General features: G+C 66.8%; 9 protein-coding genes and 1 pseudogene. 2 read left to right on the forward strand and 8 right to left on the reverse strand.

The annotated features are described in order from the left end of the window. Positions 1 to 82: 82 nt before the first annotated feature. Entirely contained in the window at positions 83 to 1,336 is a 1,254-nt protein-coding gene (locus ACFYR3_RS31265; RefSeq protein ID WP_389285300.1) for an acyl-CoA dehydrogenase family protein, read from the forward strand. 216 nt (positions 1,337 to 1,552) lie between these two features. Here ACFYR3_RS31265 and ACFYR3_RS31270 read toward each other — a convergent pair. The 3 genes and pseudogenes from ACFYR3_RS31270 to ACFYR3_RS31280 form a co-directional block, all read right to left on the reverse strand. Continuing rightward, positions 1,553 to 1,849, reverse strand: a pseudogene (locus ACFYR3_RS31270) (GAP family protein); the annotation flags it as partial. Positions 1,850 to 2,134: 285 nt separating this feature from the next. Then, complete coding sequence (locus ACFYR3_RS31275; RefSeq protein WP_389285301.1) at positions 2,135 to 2,647, reverse strand: hypothetical protein; 513 nt, start codon at positions 2,645 to 2,647, stop codon at positions 2,135 to 2,137. An 87-nt stretch (positions 2,648 to 2,734) separates the two neighbouring features. Beyond that, positions 2,735 to 9,340, reverse strand: a complete 6,606-nt coding sequence (locus ACFYR3_RS31280) for a polymorphic toxin type 43 domain-containing protein (RefSeq protein WP_389285302.1) — start codon at positions 9,338 to 9,340, stop codon at positions 2,735 to 2,737. A 657-nt stretch (positions 9,341 to 9,997) separates the two neighbouring features. Between ACFYR3_RS31280 and ACFYR3_RS31285 the strand changes: the two genes are divergently transcribed. Next, positions 9,998 to 15,913 (forward strand): LamG-like jellyroll fold domain-containing protein, encoded by a 5,916-nt coding sequence (locus ACFYR3_RS31285; protein ID WP_389285303.1) that lies wholly within the window; start codon positions 9,998 to 10,000, stop codon positions 15,911 to 15,913. 666 nt (positions 15,914 to 16,579) lie between these two features. On the opposite strand, the gene ACFYR3_RS31290 is transcribed toward ACFYR3_RS31285, so the two are convergent. From ACFYR3_RS31290 to ACFYR3_RS31310, 5 genes are all read right to left on the reverse strand, one after another. After that, entirely contained in the window at positions 16,580 to 17,131 is a 552-nt protein-coding gene (locus tag ACFYR3_RS31290) for a gluconokinase (protein ID WP_389285304.1), read from the reverse strand. Positions 17,132 to 17,147: 16 nt separating this feature from the next. Beyond that, a complete protein-coding gene (locus ACFYR3_RS31295; protein ID WP_389285305.1) occupies positions 17,148 to 18,581 on the reverse strand; it encodes a glucose-6-phosphate dehydrogenase in 1,434 nt (477 codons plus the stop codon). Next, entirely contained in the window at positions 18,578 to 20,407 is a 1,830-nt protein-coding gene (locus tag ACFYR3_RS31300; protein WP_389285306.1) for a glycoside hydrolase family 15 protein, read from the reverse strand. The genes ACFYR3_RS31295 and ACFYR3_RS31300 overlap by 4 nt, the downstream gene beginning before the upstream one ends. Positions 20,408 to 20,457: 50 nt before the next feature. Next, positions 20,458 to 21,507, reverse strand: coding sequence for an NAD(P)-dependent alcohol dehydrogenase (locus ACFYR3_RS31305; protein ID WP_389285307.1), 1,050 nt, complete (start codon positions 21,505 to 21,507; stop codon positions 20,458 to 20,460). Positions 21,508 to 21,649: 142 nt separating this feature from the next. Continuing rightward, a complete protein-coding gene (locus ACFYR3_RS31310; RefSeq protein ID WP_389285308.1) occupies positions 21,650 to 22,537 on the reverse strand; it encodes a universal stress protein in 888 nt (295 codons plus the stop codon). Positions 22,538 to 22,565: the final 28 nt, after the last annotated feature.

Consider the following 22,565-nt stretch of genomic DNA (forward strand, 5'->3'; position numbering starts at 1 on the left):
GTTCCGCCACCCCCCACCCGGGAGCCGCAGGCGATCCCTGGCCGCTCCACCACGCGACCTTCACCCAGGGAGAGAGACAACCATGCCCGCCACACCCACCGCGCCACCTCCAGCGCTGCGCCCCTACCTCACCGCTTTCCACGAGCTGTTGTGGCAGGAGGCCGACGCCTTCGCGGCCGAGCACGTCGAGCCCCGCGTCGCACGCATGGAATCCGCGCCCCGGCGGGTGGAACGCAGGATCGCCGAACTCATGGCACGGCGCGGGTGGTTCACGGTGGCCGTTCCCACCGTATTCGGCGGGATGGGGGCCGGGCACGTCGCCAGGACCGTCCTGGTCCACCGCATCGCCCGTGTGTCGGCTGCCGCAGCGGCCATTCTGCAGGCCACTTTGATCCCCGTGGGCGCTCTGGTGCACTTCGCGACCCGCGAGCAGAAGGCTTGCTGGCTCCCGCAGGTCGCGGACGGGTCACTGCTGCTGACGATCGCCTCCACCGAGCCGGATGCCGGCGGGCACATCGGCGGCATCGAAACCACCGCCGAACGTACCGGCCAGGAGTGGGTGATCACCGGCAGCAAGGCCCACATAGGAAACAGCCACCTCGCAGGGGCCCACCTCGTCATCGCCCGGACCGCCGAAGCGGGCACGAGCGCATCCAAGGCGCTGACCGCGTTCCTGGTCGAGTCCGGCCGCAAAGGACTCACGGTCGTCAAGCACCGGGCCGGGCTCGGGCTGCACGGATTCTCCGCCGGCCGCCTCGACCTCGACCGCGTCCGCGTTCCCGAGGACAACATGGTCGGAGAGATCGGACAAGGGCTGAGCGTAGCCCAGAGCAGCAGCATCCCGTACGGCCGGCCCAACCTAGCCGCAGTCAGCCTCGGCATTCACGAAGCAGTCGTGGCCACCACAACTGCTCGTCTCAAGACCCGCTCCCGCTACCAGGGCACCCTGTCCGATCTACCCGTACTGCGGGACCGCATCGGCGACATGGAGGCCCGCCTGCGCGCAGGCCGAATACTCGCCTACCAGTCCGTGCACCTCCTCGACCTGGGCCTGCCCTGCGACGCCGACCTGATCAACGCCAAGTACCTCGGCCACCAGTGGGCCGCGCAGTCCGCCCAGGACGCCATGGAACTGCACGGCGCCCACGCCCTCGACCACGACTACATCCTCCAGCGCCTGTGGCGCGACATCCAGCACACCTACCCACCAGCCGGAACCGGCGAAGTCCAGCGCATACGCCTCGCCGACGCCGCCCTCGGCGAGGACCACATCCAGTGGTCCGAACGCCTTGCCGCCGAAACCGCCTGGGCACGCCCCGACCCCACTGCCGCATAAGCCCCCGTGCGCGGCACCCCCGTGAATCCAGACGCCGCGCACGGGTCCTGGCCGCCGGCCCCGTCCCCCGCGGGGACCGGCGGCACCCTCCCGCTGAGCGTCCACCCAGCCGAGAAAAGGACACCCGTGACCATGGCCCAGGGCTGCAGCAGCCATGCCAGGCCGGCTGCCGTGGTCGGGGGAGGCGTTGTCGATCCGGGCGGTCCAGCGTGGCGGCCCGTGCGGGTGGGGCGGTCGGCGGTGCCGGTGCGCGCCGTACAGCACCAGCGCGAGGCCGATGGCGAGTTTCGCGGCGATCGTCGCGGTCGAGGGCAGGCTGTGACGGGCCGGGGGCTGACCGCCCGTCAGCAACACCACACAGGCGATCACCACAATCAGGTTGGCCAGCCACGACAGCAGGAACGCCAGGCCCTGGCGAACGCCGCGCCGCGAGGAGAGCAGCAGGATGAAGGCGCTGTTGTGCAAAGGCCCCAAGGTGATGGCCGTACCGATCACGAGCAGGTCGAGGACCATCGGATCAGTCGCTCCTGAAGATCAGGACCGTCTACCGCCTGCGGACGGGCCGGCCGGCAGAGTCAGGCAGCGCACTCGTGGCGCCGCATCCCGACCCTGCAGGGGGTGGCCCGGCCAATCAAGCAGGCCACGCCCACGTCCTCGTATGCACCAGGCCTCGGTCGTCTTAAGAGCCCAGTGGCAGCAGCCCGCTCAAGACCCTCTCTCGGCCAACAGGGCAGGTCGGCCAGCACAAGATTCTTTAAGGAGCACCTGATAGTAGGACTCCGTTCCATCAAGCCGAAATCACCTCTGGGCCGCGGAAACCAACCGGCTAGCAGACTGACGAGTCCATTGGTTCGCCCAACGCGAGTTAGAAACCTCGCGCAGAAGCTCCACATGGTCTTCGCGAAGTACCCTCCCGACCAACCAACGCGTCGCGCATTCTGCCCAATGACCGCTTTGGCTCCTTAGCCCCATGGACAGGACATCATCGATGGGCAGCAATGCGCACAGATCTTCCGCAGTCAACCCATATTCCGTGGCTGCACTGCCGAGTTTGTCTTGAAAGTCAGACTCACTCATATCCAGGAGAGTCAGCCACGGTTGAGGCAAAGACAGGCCGTGCGCAGAAGAAACAACTTTCCCCTGCAATCTCCCAAGGATCCATTCAGCTTGCCGATCGACACCCAACCAAAGGCCAGATTCACTGATGGAGACTAGCGGCAGCCAGTCGATGCTTCTGCCATCACATCTTGAAGTGCGCCAAAAACCCTCGCCGACCTCTGCAAGCTCTGCTTGCAACGCCTCACGGGCCATACCTACCTCCCTCGTTCCGGTCAGCCTCAATACGCGGCATGCGTCCATACGCCGCACGCTCCCCTCGACTATACGCCTGGCCATCTACTATTCACCCCATGATGTATGAATGGCATCCAATCCATTTTCATGCATGAAATTGGCGAATTGCGTTCTAATCCCAGGCGTCCATTGGTGACCATAGTGCCCGGACCACTCATCGGTAATGAACTCACCGTTCGAACTTCGGGAAATCCGCCCCCCGACGATGTTCGCAGGATCTCCACCGATCGCCGCTCTGAGCCCATCATGACCCAGAACCCCCTGACTACTACCGGTCGCAAACCTACCCGTGGTGGGGTCGAAAACGAAGTCACGTGGTATCGACGGGAAGAAGCCATTCTTAAGAGCTCCAACCGACTTAGCGCGATTACCGACTTCAATAACACCTGGCATGGGTCCGCTACCGTGATGCAAACCACCCGATTTGAAATTATCATTTGCCACATCTGGTGCAGGTTCACCTTCAACTTCGGGAGCAGCACCTTCACCCAACCACGGACCTTCGGCAATGGGAACGACATCACAGAGAACGTCAGGGTCACACGGAGGAGCTAGAAATTGACTGATAACCTCGCGCCAGTCTCCACCGGCCAGCGCTTTAAAGAGAGAAGGCTTTTCCGGGGCGTCCCAGCCTTTTAGCATCCCCACGGGCTTCGTTACACTGTTCGACACATAAAGGGGCGTGTCAGACTCGTCACTGTCGTAGTAGGTATAGCCATTCGTTCCATTGATCGGCTTACCAGTAATGTCATCGATGCCGTCATACTTCGCTGGATTGCGGTTCTTTACCTTCCCTGCCGCTTCCTGGACGGATTTGACACCACCGCAGCCGACTTCGGGCATGCACACTCCGAGTCCAGAAGGGTCGCTATTGGTGATGGGGTTGTCGGCGGCGTAGGTGTAACCGCCAAGTTCCTGCGGGCTGGTCGGATCGAAGAGTGGGTCGACGCTGATGAAGCGGCCCAGGGTGGGGTCGTACTTGCGTGCACCAACGTCGGTGTAGCCGGTGGTGGTGTCCTGGGGTTTGCCGAGGTAGGAGTGGGTGGGGTCGGGCCAGGTGGTGGTGTTGGCGCTGTTGCGTGGTTGGCCGTAGGGGGTGTACTCCTGGCGGGCGATCTGCTGGGTGGTGGTATCCATCGCCAGGGTCGCCGTACCGTGTGCGTCGTTGAACAGGTACTTCGCTCCACCGCCCGTGAGGCTGGAGCGGACGGCCACGGGGGTCCCGGAGCCGCCGTGGGAGTAGGTGCGGACGGCGCCGAGGAGGACGTTGGGGGTGACGCTGGTGTTGACGACGATCTGGGTGTCGCCGGCAAAAAGGGTGGTCTGGCTGGGGTCGCGGCGGATGAGCTGGTTGCCGTCGGCGTCGTACAGGTACTTGATGGTCGTGGGGCTGGATCCGCTGGTGTCCACCTGCGCGAGATGGCCCTCGTCGTCCCAGGTCAGGGTCTGGCCGGGGCCGGTGGTGGGGGCGCGGGTGTGCAGGTTGCCGTTTTCGTCGTAGCCGAAGGTCGTGGGGTTGGTGCCGCCTGTGGTGGCGGTCAGGGTGTGGGGCTGGGCTCCGGTGGAGTTGCAGTTGGCGGTGCAACCGTTGGCGTAGGTGGTAGTGACGGTGGTACCGGAACTGCCGACCGCGTGGTCGACGCTCTGGTGGCGGTTGCCGATGGCGTCGTAGCTGAAGGACTGCCAGTAGGAGCCGGGCGTTGTGGTGAGCGTGCCGGCCGTGGGCGGGTTGGCGGCGCAGTTGTCTTTACCGGTCCATGCGTCGGTGAGCCGGTCCAGGGCGTCGTAGTTGTAGCACTGCTGGTCGGTGACGGTGTTGCCGGTCTCCGACTGCTGGTCGGTGACGGAGGTCGGATTGCCGGAGGCGTCGTAGGCGTACTTGGTGTCATCGACCGTCGGGCCGGGTGCCTGGGTCCGGCTGATGAGGCGTTCGGTCGGCCGGAGTGTCTGGTCGTCGTAGTGGTAGGTGGTCGTGGCCGGGTTGGTCGAGGCGCCCTGGGTGATCTGGGACGGCGCCCCGTAGTCCGTGTAGACGGTCGAGGCGACGTAGATGTTGGCGCTACTGCTGGTTTCCGCCGGGTTGCCCAGTGCGTCGTGCTCGTAGGCGATGGTCTCGCTGTTCAGCCCTTGGGCGCGCGGGTCACTCTGCGTCGCCGGCAGCTGGTCCCTGACGGTGTAGGTGTACGTCGTCGTGTAGGTCGACGGCAGCGGCGTCTCGGACGCCGGCAGGGTGATCTTGGTACCGGTCGGCTTGCCAAGGACGGTGTAGCCGGTAGCGGCGACCGTGTATCCGCCCGTCACACCCTGGACATAGCGGGTGGAGGAGGTCGGCAGGCCGACGCGCAGCGTGTCGTACGTCCAGGAGGCGAACTGGAAGTTGGAATTCGACTTGTCGCTACCGGTGAGTTTGCGGCCCAGGAGGTCGTAGGTGTAGTCGAGTTCGATTTGCTTCGCGTCGTCGGTGGTGGACACGAGGTTGCCGGCGTCGTCGTAGCCGTAGCTGCTCTTGCCCGCGTCCGGGTCGTTCTGGGTCTTCTTGCGTCCGAGCAGGTCGTAGTCGGATGTCCACACCGTGTGGTCGGCGCCGGTGACCTGGTGCTGCTGGCCCGACGCCGTGTAGGCGTATGTCGTGGGTGAGGTGGTGCCGCCGGTGGTAATGAAGCCGGTGGCCGCGGTACCGGAGACGGTGGGAGCCGCCGTGTACTGGTCGAGCTCGGTGGTCTGGCCGCGTGCGTTGACGACTGTTGTGGTGGCGACACCGCCCTTGGGAGGCAGGACGGTAGTCTTGTCGCCTGTATAGGCGGTGGTCGTGGTCCAGGTCTTTGAGCCGTTGTGCTCTTCGGTGACCAGGTCGGCGCGGCCGAGTCCGTCGTGGTCGGTGACGGTGGTGTCGGGGATGGTCACCTGGGAGACGGGGACGAGAGTGCTGACGGGGTTGCCCGCGACGCTGTAGGCGTTGTTGGTGTCAACGGTCCAGCCGTGCGAGTCGTACTCGATGTCGCTGACCGTGGTGCTCGTGTTCTCCGCGGTCGCCTGCGTCTGCAGGGGGCGCAGCATGGCGTCGTACAGCGTTTCGCTGGTCGCGTAGCTGCTGTTGTCCAGCAGGGTGTTGGTGGCGACGACCGAGGGGCCTGTCTGGGACAGGTTGTAGGTGTAGGTGGTGTTCGCCGGTGCGCTGTTGGCCTTGATCTCGTTTGGCAGCCATACGGCCGTGCGACGGCCGAGCGCGTCGTAGGTGAGTGAGGTGAGCAGGCCGGCCGGGCTGGTGTTGGCTGTGGGAAGAGCTCGGGCCGGGTCCATGGTGCTGGTCGTGACGTGGCAGTCCTTGGAGCTGGCCGTACTGGTGGTGCAGGCGGCTCCGGGGGTGACCTGGGTGGCGGTGACGACGCTGGTCGGGAGTTCTCCCGTCGCGGGGGTATAGCCGGTAGCGGTGCTCTGGGACAGGCTGGTGCCGTTGGGGGCGGTGGAGTGGGGCGTACGGGTGATCAGCGTGCTGCGGCCGTAGCCGTCATAGGTGGTTGCCGCCTCGTCGACGAACGCGGTCGCCGTGGCGCCGGTGGCGGCGGACGCCTTCTGGACGAGGGTGACGTCTCCGGTCTTGGGGAGCGCCGGGCTCTGCTGGCCGTCGCCGTCGTAGGCGAAGGCGTTCTTGTCGTAAGAGGTACGGACGTCGGAGATCAGGGTGCCGCCGGGCGTCGCTCCGGCCGCGGAACAGTCCTGGTCAGTGGCAATGATCTCGGCCGGCACAACCACGGTGTCCAACGCACCGGTGAGGTAGCGGGTGTAGGCACACTTGGCCGCGTTGTCGCTGCCAGCGGTCTCGCCGCGGTCGTCGATCTGCTCGGGCATCCCGGTCGTCGACTTGCCCAGGGTGGTGTTGTAGAAGGTGTCGGTCTCGGTCTTGCGCCAACCGTAGGAGACCTTCTGCCGACTGAGGCTCTTGGCGGTGCGGACCATCTGCGTCGTCAGGTCCGGGAGACCGTTGCGGGATCGGGAGGCCGTGGGCCCGATGATCGTGGGCACCGTGACGGTGGCCTTGTCCAGGCTTCCGGTGGGACTGGTGTAGGTGTCGGTCTCGAAGACCTGTCCGGCCAGTGCGTTGTCATCGGCGACGGAGTTGGCACCGTCCTGGCTGGTGAGCGCGGGCACCGAGCGGGTTTTGCTGCCCGGCAGTGTGTCGCCGTTCATGCCCAGGAAGTAGTACGTCTTGCTCAGCGTCTTCTGGTCATAGACCTTGGCGCCGTCGGTCAGGTGGAAAACACTGGGATCACCGGTGGTGACGTCCACCTCCGGGTAGCCACGGAACTGCCCCCAGGTCCGATTTTTGGCCTTGACGACCTCGTTGTCGTCATGGTGCCAGCCGGGGTTGCCCTTGTAGGTGTAGTCCGTTTCGAGCTTCGGCTCGGTGCCGTCCTGGTAGGAGTTGTGCGGGTCATCGGTGACGATCGAGGTGACCTTGTACTTGTAGAACCAGTCCATCATCGGTGCTGGCTGCCCGTACGGGGTCCAGTACACCGGGAAGCACGACAGGGTGTTGGTCGACGCGAAGGTCTGGGCGGCTGCGTCCGTCGGGTCTGTGGGGTCGCTGGCCGGGGCGCTGGAGCAGTTGGGCCGGTCGTAGGTGACGGTGGTCTGGGCGCCGGTCTCGCTGGTGACCGTCTGGATGCGGTCGTGGTACATCAGCGGCATCTGCGGGATGGTGCCCACTCGGTTGGGGAGTTGCAGGGGCGGGTCGAAGCTCACTGCCGGTGTGGAGGTGCTGCCCGTGGCGCCGCCCAGGGTGTCAAGGCCGGTGCGCTTGATGGAGTCCAGCCACAGGGTGGGGGCGTGGTCGCCGCCGTCGGGGAAGGACTGGGTGAAGGTGTACTTGTCGACCTGCTGGGTCGCGCCGCCCGTCTGGATCTGCGTGGTGATCGACGTCAGGCGCTTGCGCGACCAGAAGCTCGGACCGTGGTTCGTACAGCTCGCCCCGGAGGTGCAGTTCAAGTCGATCGGCACATCCGGCCAGTACGCGGCGTTGGCGGTCGTGAACTGGCTGTCCGCACAGGTGTTGCCCGACGGAGTGCCGGGGATGCACCGCTCTCCCATGGTGTCGAAGAGGATCTGCTCCGGCGCCGTACTCGCGTAGATGCTCGTGGAGGTCATGCCGTAGTCGATGCGGGACAGGGTGCCGCTGCGGGTGTAGGGCACCGCGGTGTCCTTCAGGTCCGCGCCGTAGTAGCCGATCTCCGGCGCGTAGTACCAGGCGGTGGCATTGCCGTGCAGGTCCACCGCGTAGTCCAGGTTGAACCGGTACCCGAGCGTGCAGGAGGTGGCGGCGAAGTCCGTGCTGTCCGGGCAGTCGGATACACCGGCGTGCGCGTGGTAGACCGGCTCAGTCCAGACGGATTTGGTCTCGCCCTTGCCGCTGGTCCAGCCGGGCAGGCGGTTGAGGCCGAAGAAGTACTGCACGCCTCCTTCGGTGACCTTGAAGTACTCCCCGTTCTTGGTGCCGTTCGTACCGCCCGACAGGTCCTCGATCTTGATAGTGGAGTTGTCGTCGGCGGGACGGAAGCTCTTGGTGGCGTCGTCATAGACGATGTCGGTGGACGTACCGTTCAGCGACAGGGTCAGGAGCTGTCCCGCCCAGCACTGATCGCCGTCGCCTTTCGGAGCGCCGGACGAAGAGTCGTCGCTGCACGACTTGTAGGTGCGCTCGACGTAGTTCTCAGTCGAACTCCAACCGTCACCCAACCACGACGACTGATTGTTCGTCCCCTCGGTGCGCGCGTCCTGACCTGCGGAGCTGTACGACAGGCCCACTTGAGGCGCTGCCCCACCGATCGCCGACGGCACCGTGATCGGGTAACTGTAGGTGAACGCGCCCGTGTTCCCGGAGGTCGACCAGGAGCCACCCGGCGACAGAGCGGTCGCCGAGTAGTCACCGGATGAGCCGGAAGCCCCTGCGGTCGCGGCCATGACAACCATCGCGCTGGATGCCTTCATTGCCGAGCGCGAAAAAACAGCCGTGCCCGAGGTCGTGGGCAAGCCTGGCAGCGAGACTTGGGCAGACAGCGGCGCGCCCGGGGCCGCGCGTACGGCAGTCTGTGTCTGGCACTTGGCCAGCTTCGGCGTGGTCAGCGCGCAGGCGGGCAGCTGGACGAGGTGCAGGCGAGAGGCGAAATCGCCACCGAAGGCGTAGCGGAACGAGGAGTCGTCCACCTGCAGCGGGATCTTTCCGCTACCGGGGCTGGTGCGATGCAGCGTGAAGAGGACACCGTGGACACCGGCGGCTCGCGCGGCTTTCTGGTCCAGCATCGTCACCCGCACTCGCTGCGATCCGGTGACTGGCTGGGGGTGCGAGCCTGCGACAGCACCGAGCAGGACGGGGGTGTCTCCGGCCCGTACCTGAGTCGTCTTGGCGATCAGGCTCGCGAAGGCGGTCGCGTTGGGCAGGGTCACCACGGCACTGCCCGGTGCGGGCAGTTTCGTCTGCCCACGGGGATCGAAGTGTTTGAACTTTTTGGGAGATAAGCCCCGCTTGGGCCATGGGCGAGTCACGGGGACCCGTTTGTTGTGCGGAGCGGCATGAGCCGACATGTTCCGTTTCACCGGTGTGGCCGCCGCGGCCACACCGGCGGGCAGCAGGCTCACCACCAAGGCGCCGGCCATCACCACCGCCGTGCGACGAACCCTCCGGGCAGCCCAAGCCGCCCGACCGCGTCTCCATCCCGAAATCCGCGCCATGCTGCGTGCCCCCTCCTCGGCCCTCGAATTCGCCCAAGTCCCTTTCGGCTTCAGCGATTTGAGTGCACGTCAAAACGGAGGCATACGTCGATCAAGCCCCCCGCAGAGACCCACGCTAGGGCCAGAGGCCACACCGCTAGGCAAAGGATCTTCCGGGGGAAAGCAAAGGAAACGCACAGACTGGAACGCAAGTGGCCTTCTATGTGTCAAAAGTGGACCTCGCGTGGGTACTTGGCGATCAGCTGGTGATGGACCCGGCTCCCACCGGCCCCAGAGAATGCACAGCGGCGCGGGGCCCACGGGGGGAACCGCATGAACCCGCGAAGGACCCCAACTTCGATGTCCGCTTCTCGCATACCCGTGCGCGCGTCCAGACGCCCCGCGTCGAAACCGATCGCCGCCGCCGTCGTCGCGGCCCTGACTGCCGGTTCACTGGCCGCTACGGCCCCGGCTCACGCTTTATCGAGTGCACCGACCCCATCACGCCAGGCCGCATCCGCGAGCAACCGCCCCCAGTCCGCCACCGGACGCCTCAACCCCACCGAGTTGGCGTCCGCGCAGGCGAAAGCGACTGGCAAGCCAGTGACCGTCGACTCGCTCACCGGCAGCGGAACCGAGGTGGTGGCCAACCCGGACGGCACTTTCACCCGGACCGATTCCTCGATGCCGCAGCGCGTGCAGCAGCAAGGGAAATGGGTCCCCATCGACACCACTCTGGTGCGACAGACGGACGGGACCTGGGCACCCAAAGCCGCCGTCACGCACGTGGTCTTCTCCGCTGGTGGCTCCGGCGCACTGGTCACGATGCATGACGGAGCCGACACGCTGGGCTTCTCCTGGCCGGGCGCACTCCCCAGACCCGTGATCTCCAAAGACACCGCCACCTACCCCGAAGTGCTGCCTGGAATCGACCTCCAGCTGACGGCGGACGCCTCTGGATACTCCTCGATCCTTGTGGTGAAGACCCCCAAGGCCGCAGCTGATCCGCGGCTGCAGGGTCTTGCCTGGAACACCACCTCGACGAACCTCAAGCTGGCCACCACCTCAGACGGGGGCGCGCAGGCCACCGACAAGCACACCGGAAAGACGGTGTTCCACAGCGACACCGCGCTGATGTGGGACAGCGCCGGCCAGAAGACGGGTAGCGCTGCCCGCGCCCGGACGGCAACCGTCGCCGCCGCGCGGGCCGAGCACACCGCGGCGGCAAGGGTCGGCCGGCACCGTGCCCGCGTCCGTGTGACCCTCAAGCACGGCAAGCAGCTGCTCGGCCTGGACAAGTCCCTGCTCACTGCCAAGACCACCACCTACCCGGTCTATGTGGACCCGGAGTGGAGCGGCAGGCCCTCCCAGCTGGACTGGGCCCGGATCTCCGACAACGGGTGGAACGTCTACAACTCGACCTCCACCTCCGGAGCGACCAACGCCCGGGAAGGGTGGGACAACAGCGCCCCGGGCAACGGTGAACGGGCCCGCACCTACTACCAGATCAACACCAGCGGCATCAAAGGCGCCGTGGTCAGCCACGCCTCGCTGTACGTGAAGCAGCTCTCCGCCGCCTCCTGCTCGGACACCCCCGCCGCCGTCTACGGCACCGACCGCCCCGCAGGCTGGAACTCCTCCTCGCTGTACTGGGGACATGAGCCCGGCGGGCGCACCGCCGCACTCGGCACCAACCCGAAGAGCCACGAGGCCGGCACCTGCCCGGTCACCGACGGCGCCAACTCCTGGGTCAGCCCACCATCGCTCGAGTTCGACGTCACCTCCCGGGCACAGAGCGCGGCAGGCGGCAGCTGGAGCAGCATGACGCTGATGGTCCAGTCCCCCGACATGAACGACGCCACCCAGTGGAAACAGCTCGCCTACGGCGGCGGCGCCACCCTGTCGGTCACCTACAGCTACCGCCCCAAGCTCAAGAACGGCACTGGCACCCCCGCCATCAAGCCGTCCATCGTCAGCTCGGGCAAGACAATGACCACCACCCACACCCCGACGCTGTCCGCCCGCGCGGTCGACCCGGACCTGGCCGGCGGCAGCGAACTGGTGCGCGTCGACTACAACGTCTACAACTCCTCAGGCACCCTCGTGGGCCAGGGCTTCGGTCCCAACCTGGACTCCAAGAAGCGCGCACGGTACAACACCAACGGCAGCGACTGGACGACACCGAGCCTGCCGGACGGCACCTACACCTGGAAGGCCACCGCGCAGAACGCGGCAGGCTATTGGGCCGGCACCGGCTCGGGCCTGTGGACCAAGACCCAGACCTTCACGGTCGACACCAGCGCACCGCCCTCCCCCACGGTGACCTCCAGCCAGTTCCCCGCCAAGCAGATCGGCGCCGCCTTCGGCGACCAGGGCACCTTCGTCCTGGGCAACAACCACACCAACAACATCACCGGCTACCTGTTCTCCCTGGACGCCACCCTCGGCAGCACGGTGTACAGCAGCAGCGGCGTCATCCACTTGACACCAGGCGCAAAGATCACACAAGGCCAGATCTACTACGCCACGTCCGACAACGGCCACGGAACCGGGACTTCGGCGATCAACGGCAGCGCCTCGCCCGTGTTCGCCCCGGGCGTGGTGGGACCTCACACGCTGTATGCCAAGGCGGTGGACCAGGCCGGCTCTACGTCCATCTCTCAGACTGCCTACGCCTTCTACGCCGGGACCAGCGCCCCGACGTACGCCTACGGCGACAAGATGATCAGCGGCTGGACCGCGACCAACACCGATGGCACCACCACCGCCGTGCCCAAGGCGACGACCACCAGCACCGGCGGCCAGCTGATCAGCCAAGCGGCCTTCAGCGGCTACGAGTTCGCCGACGGCTACCAGGCCATGCTCAGCAACAAGAGCACCACCTCGAAGGTCGTCAGCGGTGACAGCGCCACCTTCAGCTTCGACATCCCCAAGGACGGCCCCTGGAGCTTCGGCGCAAATCTCACCAAGGCCAAGGACTACGGCATCTACCACCTGATCCTGGACGCGGGGAAGAGCACCCAGTCCACCCTGATCAGCGGCTTCGACGCCTACAACTCCTACACCACCACCCAGTTCCTCAACCTGGGCATCCCCAAGGACGCCAATGGCCAGTTGCTCACCCTCAATCAAGGCGTGCACACCCTTACCCTCACCGTCAGCGGCAAGAACCCTGGTTCGACGGGCTACCAGGCCGGAATTGACGTGCTGCGCCTCGGGCCCGCGCTGGCCTGTGCGGTCAACGCCACGAGCAGTTGCCTGAACAACACGGCCACCAGCACCTTCACCACCACGACCAGTACGGCTGACGCCGACGGATCCGGCAACAGCATCAACTCCGCCGACCTGACGAGCACGGCGGGCTGGCAGAGCAACAAGACGGTGACCGTCGACGGCGCGACCGTCGCACTGCCGAAGTTCGGCACCGGCACCTACGACAACATGCTGGCTTCCGGCCAGACCATCACCCTGCCGGGCAGCGGAGTGGTGAACACCGGTGACGCCGTCGTCTTCCTCGCCTTCGCAACCGGTGGCGCCGCCAGGGGCGCCACCGGCACCATCACGTACGCCAAGAACAACTGTGTCGACCAGAACAACGCGGTCGACCAGGCATACCGGCTGGACACCGTGCCGGACTGGCTGTCCGGTCCGGCCTCCGCGGCCTCGATCACGCTGGTCCACGAGAACCACAGCAACAACACCCAGACCAGTCCGAGCTCAGGCCCGAAGGTTTACGCCGTCAGCGTCCCGCTGGAATGTCCCGGCTCGGTCATCAGCAGCGTCTCCCTGCCGTTGTTCACCAACGGCGTCCAGGCAGGACAGCCCACTCTGCACGTCCTCGGGCTGGGTGTGCGGCCGATGACCGTGACCGGCAGCGGATCGAGCGCCAAACACTGGGTCGGCACCTGGTCCTCGGTCCAGGACACCGCCAAGGTGCAGCTGTCCAGCGGCAGCACCGCCAGTGTCAACGGGCAGACACTGCGCATCCCTGCCCATGTCAGCATCGGCACCGATGACGACGGCAGGGGGGTACGCATCCACCTGTCCAACGCCATGGGGACCACCCCGGTGACCTTCGACGCGGCCTCTGTCGCTCTGCAGGACACCACTGCGGGCGGTGCCACCGCGGCCGTGACACCGACGACCGTGACATTCGGCGGCTCCGGTGCCATAACCATCCCCGCAGGCGCTGACGCCACCAGCGATTCCGTGTCCCTGCCCGTCGCACAGCAGACAACACTCCTGGTCAGCCTGCAGGTGCACGGCTCGGTGTCCGCCATGCCCGGCCACGCCGTGGCGCAGACGCCCGTATGGACCAGCGACGCCGCCAACCGCACCGGTGACACAACCGCCGGCAACTACACGCAGACCACCTACACCGGTCTGCCCTACCTCGCCGGCATCGACGTCACCACCCCCAACTCCGCCCCCACCGGCTCACTGGTCCTCTACGGAGACCAGACCATCAACGGAGACACCGCAAGCGGCGACGGCCAGCACCACCTCAGCGACGCGATCACCAACGCCCTGGTCGGTGACACCAACGGGGACAACTCCGTCGACTACGGCATCCTCAACGCGGGCACCAACAGCACCAGCCTGAGCAACAACCTGCTGCCGCAGATCACCAACAGCACCACCCCGGAAAGCGCACTCAACCCCCTGGACCGCAACGTGCTGACCCAGGGCAACGTGCGCACCGTCCTCCTCTCCACCGGGGCCGCCGACCTACTCAACTGCACCGGCAGCGCTGACACCTGCGCAACCAACGTCGAGAACGGACTGGCCGCGCTCAACAGCCAGGTGACCTGGTACAACACCGATGACAGTCAGACCATGGTCAACGGCCAGTACATCACCCAAAACGCCAACATCACCGCGTACTTCGCCACCATCCCACCCTTTACCGCTGCCCACCCAGGCACGGCAACCCAGGAAGCCGCGCGCGAGCAAGTCAACGACTTCCTCCTCAACAACTTCCCCAGTCAGGTCATCGATTTCGCCGCGGCGGTATCCACAGACGGCACGGCTCAGTCATCCAGCGTGAAAGCTGCCGATCTCACAAACGGCAATCCGTCCAACGCCTACTACGCCGACCTCGCCAGCCGATACGTCAGCGACACGAACACCGTGGTCAGCATCGCGCCAAACCTGATCGTCCCACTCGCCACGGGCAGCGACACCCCCGAGGACGACTGGGAACTGGCCACCGACGGCACCGACAGCAACGGAGACAACCCGTCCACCGCAGTCGGCGGCACGACGTTCAGCACCGACGGCCCGGACGCGGTCAACGCCGGAGCCGGCGCAGCATCCTTCGACGGCAGCACCGGATTCCTGGAGAGCGACCACACCGCCGTCGACACCTCCGGTGACTACACCATCTCCGCCTGGGTGAAGATCAACTCGAATGTCGGCGCCACCGCCATCTGCCAGGGAACCAGTCAGCACCAGGCGTTCTACATCGGCTACGACAGCGGCAACAAGGGCTGGATGTTCCAGACCACGACCACCAACGACGCCGGCGCCGCATTCCCCACTGCGGAGGGCGACAGCAACACCGGCGCCGTCGGCACCTGGGCGCACCTGCTGGTCACCTACACGGCCCCGGTCGACGGAGACTCCAACACCGGGGTGATGTCGATCTACCAGAACGGCACCCTGATGGGGACGGCCAGCAACCTCACCCCGCAGTACGACTCGGCCATGCCTCTGACCATCGGCGGCTGCGTCAACAGCCCCGATGCGACCACGCCGTACGCCGCCTTCCCCGGCTCCGTGGCAGACGTCCACACCTACCCGTACGCGATGCAGGCGAGCCAGGCCAGCGCAGGCAGCGTGATCGTTCCCATGGGCTGGGGCAACGGCATGCCCGAGGACGAGTGGAAGCTCGCAGCCAACGGCAACGACACCGCCGCCCTCAACCTGTTCACCGCTTCCGGCAGCGCCGCCTTCGGAACCGACGCGCCGAGCGGGGCCACCGGCAGCGTCGCCTTCGACGGGAACACCGGCTTCCTCAAGAGCAAGCAGAGCGCGGTGAACACGCTCGGCGACTACACCGTCTCCACCTGGGTGAAGATCAACTCGGCGCTCGGCACCACCGCTGTCTGCCAGGGCACCACCCAGCACCAGGCGTTCTATCTCTCGTACGACAAGGCCAGTAAGGCCTGGATGTTCCAGACCACCACCACCAACGACGAGAACTCCGACTTCCCCACCGCAGAGGGAGACGCCAACACCGCCCCGGTCGGAACCTGGACCCACCTCGTCGCCGCCTACCGGGCACCCGTCGCCGGGAACTCCAGCTCCGGCTCGATGGCCCTGTATCAGAACGGGACCCTGATGGGGACCGCCACCAACCTCAGCCCCCAGTACGACTCCTCCATGCCCCTGACCATCGGCGGCTGCGTCAACAGCGCATCAGCCACCAGCCCGTACCTGGCCTTCCCCGGATCCGTAGCCGACGTCCACGTCTTCCCACGGACGCTCTCGGCAACCGAGGTCGGCGCACTGCACTGACTCCCCACCTTCGGCAGGGCCCTACCGCTCCCGCCAGGAGCGGTAGGGTCCTCCCGACGGGCCGGGAGGACCCTGCGTCCCGCAGCAGGCGCAAGCCCGCACCCTCGTGGACACTTCGCGGTCCCCACGTCCTGCCAGCGTCCCGAATTCACCGCTCCGGCCGCCAGACCAGCGACCTGCGGTGGCTCGCGCCACCAGCGGATCGATACATCTGCGCAAGCCAGCGCAGCGCCAACCGCCACAGACCACTCCGGCACCAACTCGCGAGCAGCCCATTCAGTCCGCTGCTCTACGACGAGATTCATCTCCCTCGCCGCACGCACCGAGCCTTGCCATCAAACGACAGGGTGTGTCGGCAAGCGTGTTGACCAGCTGCTGGACGCCCGGTAGCTGGTCTGGGCCTCGTGTCCGCGGCCAAGATCCGGGCCATTCCCGGACCAAGTCGCCAACCGCTGCCGACAAAGCTCCCTTTTCCGCAGGTCAGAGCAGGCGCCTCGCGTGTACCACCAGCAGCCGAAGAACTTGCTAGTGAGCTACTCGCCGAAGAAGCTGGGCTTCTTCTAGGCGCAGAAAAAGGGCGCCTGACCAGGCGAAATGTCCGTCAGGCGCCCTCCTTAACGAGGTCGAGCAAGAATGTGACGTCGTCAGCGGGAGCTGCTGTCGTGGTCATCGGTCCGGCAGCAACTCCAAGGCGGTCTCGGCGACGGCGTCGGGAGCCGGCCTCGTGTCCACCGCGCCTCCGCGCTCGTCCGGTTCCAGCGGTTCCAGTGTCGCCTCCTGCGAATCCAGCAGTGCTCTCGGCATGAAATGACCGGTGCGCTTACTCAGGCGCCGCTCCAGCAGATCGTGGTCGGCCGTCAGATGCACGAAGAAGGCGGCCGGGCATGCCGCGCGCAAGATGTCCCGGTAGCGACGCCGCAGCGCGGAGCAGGTCACCACGCCTCCGGTGCCCGCCACGTCGCCGTGGTGCAGCCAGCGGCCGATGGACTCCAGCCAGGACTCGCGGTCGGCGTCATCGAGTGGGACACCAGACGACATCTTGGCGATGTTGGCAGGCGAATGAAAATGGTCCGCCTCGGCGAACGGGATGTCCAGCCGCTGGGCAAGGATCCGGGCCACCGTGGTCTTGCCCACTCCGGACACGCCTATCACCACAACACACGGTGGGCGATGCCCGGCACAACCGGCATCGGGGAGCTCTCTTTCCATGGCTGACATCTTTCGGGTCATCACATCAGGCGTTGCCCGGCAGAGCCGTTTCCTCGTGCAGCAGGTCGTCCCGACGTACCGGGCCGGGACCGTACGGTTGCCGACTGGGCGGTCCGTCCGAGCCTGCCGGGTAGTCCTGCAGCGGAACGAGATCCCTCTCCCACGCCGAGATGACGGGTTCGAGCACGCGCCATGCTTCCTCTGCCTCGTCGCCGCGGATCGACAAGGCCGGGTCTCCGTTGAGGATGTCCAGCAGCAGCCTGCCGTAGGCGGGCAGGTCGGGCGGTTCCATCCCAGCAGCGAGCTCGAGTTGAGTGAGGTGGCCGGTGCGGGAGCCCGTGCCCATCAGATCCAGGGACAGGCCCTCCGGTTCGAGTCCGAAGCGCAGCACATTGGGCAGGACTTCCCCGCTGTGCCCGAAGGGCAGGTGGGGAACGGAACGGAAACGGACCGCGACCTCCTTGCGGTCGGCCCCGAGTGCCTTGCCGCTGCGGAGCCGGAATGTCGTTCCCGCCCAGCGCCAGCTGTCCAGCTCCAGTTCCACCTCGGCGAAGGTCTCGGTGCGGCGCTGCGGGTTCACGCCCTCCTCGTCGACGTAGGGCGGGACGTCGTGCTCGCCGCTCCGGCCGGACGAGTAGCGGGCGCGGCGCGTACGGTGCCCCACGTCGTAGTCGGTGAGCAGGCGCACGGATCGCAGCACGTCGACCTTCCGGTCGCGCAGATCCCGCTCCCCCAGCGTGATGGGCGGTTCCATGGCAACGAGGCAGAGTACCTGCAGCAGATGGTTCTGCACCATGTCCTTCAGCGCGCCCACGTGGTCGTAGTAGCCGGCCCTGCCCTCCAGCGCGAGGGTCTCCTCCCAGACGATCTCCACCTCGGCGATGTGGGTGCTGTTCCACAGGGGTTCGAGCACGCGGTTGGCCAGGCGGCTGCCGAGCACGTTCTGGACGGTCGTCATGGCCAGGAAATGGTCGACCCGGAACACCGCCTGCTCCGGCACCAGATCGGCGAGCAGCCGGTTCAGCTCCTGTGCGCTGTCCAGGTCTTCGCCGAATGGTTTTTCCAGCACGATCCGGCTGCCTGGTGGCAGGCCCGCCTGGTGCAGTGCGCCAACCACACGGGGGAAGAGTGAGGGGGGCAGCGCAAGGTAGACCGCGACGGGTTCGTCACCGGCGACGGCCGCTCTGACGTCGGCGGCGTCGGTGACATCCGCCCTTTGGTAGCGGGCCGAGGCTGCGATCGCCTGGTGGGCGTCTGCCGGGCAGGATCCGCCGTGTCGGCCGAGTTGACGGGTGATCCACTCCTGATACTGCTCGGTGCTCCAGTCCTCCCGGCTCGCGCCGGTCATCCGGAACCGGTCGCCGAGGTGTCCTGCCGCCCGCAGGGCAGCCACGGCCGGCAGGAGGTATCGCGCGCTGAGGTCGCCTGTCGCGCCGAAAACGACGAGTCGGTTGATCATGTGTTGGCGTCTGCTTTCGCTCGGGCGAGGTTCACGCCGCTGGCGATGATTCCGATGTGGCTGAATGCCTGAGGAAAGTTGCCCATGAACTCTCCCGTGGATGGGGCGATCTGCTCAGACAGCAGCCCCAGCGGGCTCGCGCGGGCACACAGCGAGGCGTACAGCTCCTCGGCCACCTCGATGCGTCCTTGGCCGATGAGGTTGTCGACCAGCCAGAAGCTGCACAGCACGAAGGCGCCCTCGTCGCCGGCCAGGCCATCGGGGGACTCGTCGTGCAGGTAGCGGTAGAGCAGTCCATCACCGGCCGACAGGCGCTCGGCGATGGCCGCGGTGGTGGCCACCATCCGTGGGTGATCGGCCGGGACGACCTGGCGCAGCGGAAGCGCGAGCAGGCTGGCGTCCACAGCGCCGCCGCCGTCGAGATGTGCGCTCAGGGTCTGCGCCTTCTCGTCCCAGGACTCTTCCAGGATGAGCCGGTGCAACTGGTCGGCCGAGGTTCGCCACTCGGCGATCCGTCCGGGGAGGCTGAGCCGTTCACCGATGGCTGCAGCCCGGTCCAGAGCCACCTGGCACATCCCGGCCGAGTACGTGAACACCCGGCCTTCGTTGCGGACCTCCCAGATGCCCTGGTCCGGCTGGCGCCACGCATGCCCTGCGGCGTCGGCCAGCCCGGCCAGGCTGGCCCACAGCGCGGGCTGGATCTGTCCGCCGGAGCGCAGCCACTGGTCGGCGCAGTCCAGGATCTCCCCGTAGACGTCGTGCTGGCGCTGGTCCGCCGCGCCGTTGCCCCATCGCACCGGGGCGGAGCGCCGGTAGCCTTCCAGTTCGCTGTCCTCGACCTCGTCCGGTACCGGGCTGCCGCCCAGGGTGTACATGATCCGGGGTCGCTCGCCGTACTCGAAGGCGTCCAGGACCCAGCCGAGGAAGGCGTCGGCCTCGCCGGCGAAGCCGATACGGCGCTGGGCGAAGACGGCATAGGCCGCGTCCCGGATCCAGGCGTAGCGGTAATCCCAGTTGCGGATCCCGCCGACCGGTGCGGGCAGGGAGGAGGTGGGGGCCGCGACCAGCGAGCCGTTGGCCCAGTCGTCGCACATTTTCAGCGTGATCGCGGCGCGCCGTACCAGGGGTTCCTCGGGGCCGCTGTAGGCGAAGTGCTTCATCCAGCGGCGCCACGCGTCGGCGGTTGCCTGCAGCATCGCGTCGGCGTCGAAGCGGTGGTGGCGGTGGAAGCGGCCCCAGGACAGCACGAGATCGAGACGATCGCCTTGCTGCAGGTCGTGTGTGCTGTGCAGGCCGGTGAGGGGGCGGGTGGAGCGTAGGTGCAGCCGCAGGTCGGACCGTCGGGACGGTCGTACTTCCAGCCCGCTGAACAGCGGCTGCGCCTGGCCGCCGCCGCGGGGCTCCAGGTCCATCCGCAGGCGAACGTTGCCGTCCAGGACCAGGGCTGAACGCACGAGTTCGGCCCGGTCCGCCGGGGCGTCATCGGTGAGGTCGGTGCCGGAGCGCACAACGAGGGCGTCGGTGACGCGGACCACGCCGGTGGGGCTGCGCATTTCGGTGATCAGTACGCCGGTGTCGGGTTCATAGCGCTGTCGCGCCTCGACCAGGTCTTCCGGGGCCAGCGTGAAGTGCCCTCCGCGTGCGTGATCCAGCAGGCCGCAGAACAGCGGTTCGGAGTCGAACCGGGGCAGGCACATCCAGGGAATGGAACCGTCCAGGCCGACCAGCGCGGCCGTCGCACCGTCACCGATGAGGCCGAGATCCTCCAGCGGCAGGTAACCCTCCCTTTGGCGAATCGGCCGGAAGGGGGGATCGGGATCGTGCATGCCGCCTCACTTCCACATATCCGAACAATCGCGCGACCAAATGGGGGCATCTAGAAGGTGATCATTACCTTGACGACGTCCTCGAGTTTCTTGTCCGACACCTCGAAGGCGCGCTCCATGTCGTCGAAGCGGAACTCATGGGTCGTCATGTGCGCGGGATCGACGCGCTTGGTCTGCAGGACCCGCAGCAGTCGCTCCATGCGCAGCCGGCCTCCGGGGCAGAGGCCCGTGGCGATCGTCTGGTCGGCCATACCGACGCCCCATTCGACGCGGGGAATGCGTACGAACTCCCCTTCACCGAAATAGCCGATGTTGGAGACGGTGCCTCCGGGTTTGGTGATTTTGACCGCCGTCTGGAACGTCACGTCCGCGCCGAGTGCCTCAATGGCGGTGTCGACGCCCTGGCCCTGCGTCAGTTCATGGATCCGCTCGACGACATCCTCGCTGGTGAAATCCACGATCTCGTCCGCGCCGTAGGTGCGCGCGAGTTTCTGCCGACCGGGAACCGATTCGACCCCGATAACGAGGCCGGCGCCGCGGAGCCGGGCCCCTACGGTCGCCATCAGGCCCACCGGCCCCTGAGCGAGCACGGCCACGGTCCCGCCGATGGGAATGTCGCCCTTCTCCGCACCCATGAATCCGGTCGACAGCATGTCGGCGCAGTAGACCGCCGCCGCGTCGGAGATGCCATCAGGGATCTTCGCGAGATTGGCGTCGGCGTCATTCACATGGAAGTACTCCGCGAAGACACCGTCCTTGGAATTCGCGAACTTGAAGCCGCCGAGCGGGCCACCGGACTGCGACGGGTACCCGTTCTGAGAGGCCAGGTCGCCCCAGTCAGGGGTGATGGCGCCGACCAGCACGCGGTCGCCGGGCCGGAAGTCCTTCACCTCGCTTCCCACGGCGTGCACGACGCCCACCGCCTCGTGGCCCAGCGTCAGGTTCTCCCGCGGACCAATGCCGCCCTGGACGGTGTGGGAGTCCGAGGTGCAGATCAGGGCCCTGGTCGTCTGCACGACCGCGTCACCCGGACCCGGCTGCGGAACGGGCTTCTCCATGAAGCCCACCCGCCCGATCTCCTTCATCACAAATGTCTTCAACTGCTCCGTCCCTTCTGCCGGGCTCCACCGCCATCGAAAGGGCGGCAAGGGCCCACCACACGGGCCGTGCTCCACACTCCCAGGGGCCGAGCCGGATCGCGATCCGGCCGCTTCGGCGGTGCGCCGTTTCAGTGAAACCGCGTCACTCCTTGCCCCGGACGACGGCGACCGGGCAGTGAGCGTGATGCAGCAGAGCCTGACTGACGGATCCCAGGAGCAACCCGGTGAAACCGCCCCGCCCCCTGGCACCGACGACCACGAGCTGGGCGGTCCTGCTCGCCTCGATCAATGCCTCGTGGGTCACACCGTGCACCAGTTCGTGCCGGACCGAGACGTCCGGATACTTCTCCTGACGACCCGCGAGCGCCTGGGCCAGCAGACGCTCCTCGCCCTCGGCGACCGTGCCCGGCCCGCGCACGTCCGGCACCTGCGGCGGAGACACGGGCACATTGTCCGGGGTCCACACGTGCAGGGCGACGATGTCAGCCCCACGCAGCGCAGCCTCGGCGAACGTGAAATCGACCGCTTTCTCGCCCGCCCGGGACCCGTCGACGCCCAGCACGATCGGCCCAGCGGCCTCCCGTTGCTCCCGCACGACCATCACAGGACACCGACTGTGGGCAGCCAGGTACACCGCCGTCGATCCCAGCAGCATCCCGACGAAGCCTCCCCTGCCCCGGGATCCGATGACCACCAGGTCCGCATCACGCGACTGAAGCTCCAGCACCGTCAACGCCTCGCCAGCTACCACCTCATGGGTGACCTCCACCTCAGGCGCCACGTCGCCGGCACGGTGCAGCGCCTCAGTCACCAGACGCTCGGCCGCGGCCGGCAACACGCCCTCGGCTGGACCGAAGGGCGCGGCTCCCATCGGCACAGGCCCGGGCACGATCACTGGCCAGATGGCGTGCACCACTCGCAGCTCCGCACGACGCCATCGGGCTTCCCGAGCCGCCGCCTCCACCGCTGCAAGACTGGACGACGAGCCATCCACTCCTACCACAACCCGGTTGCCCACCACGCCTCCCATGATCGACTCGGCCCTTACTCCCAGCTTG

The organism is Streptomyces sp. NPDC005784, from assembly GCF_042871525.1.
Classification (GTDB): domain Bacteria; phylum Actinomycetota; class Actinomycetes; order Streptomycetales; family Streptomycetaceae; genus Streptomyces.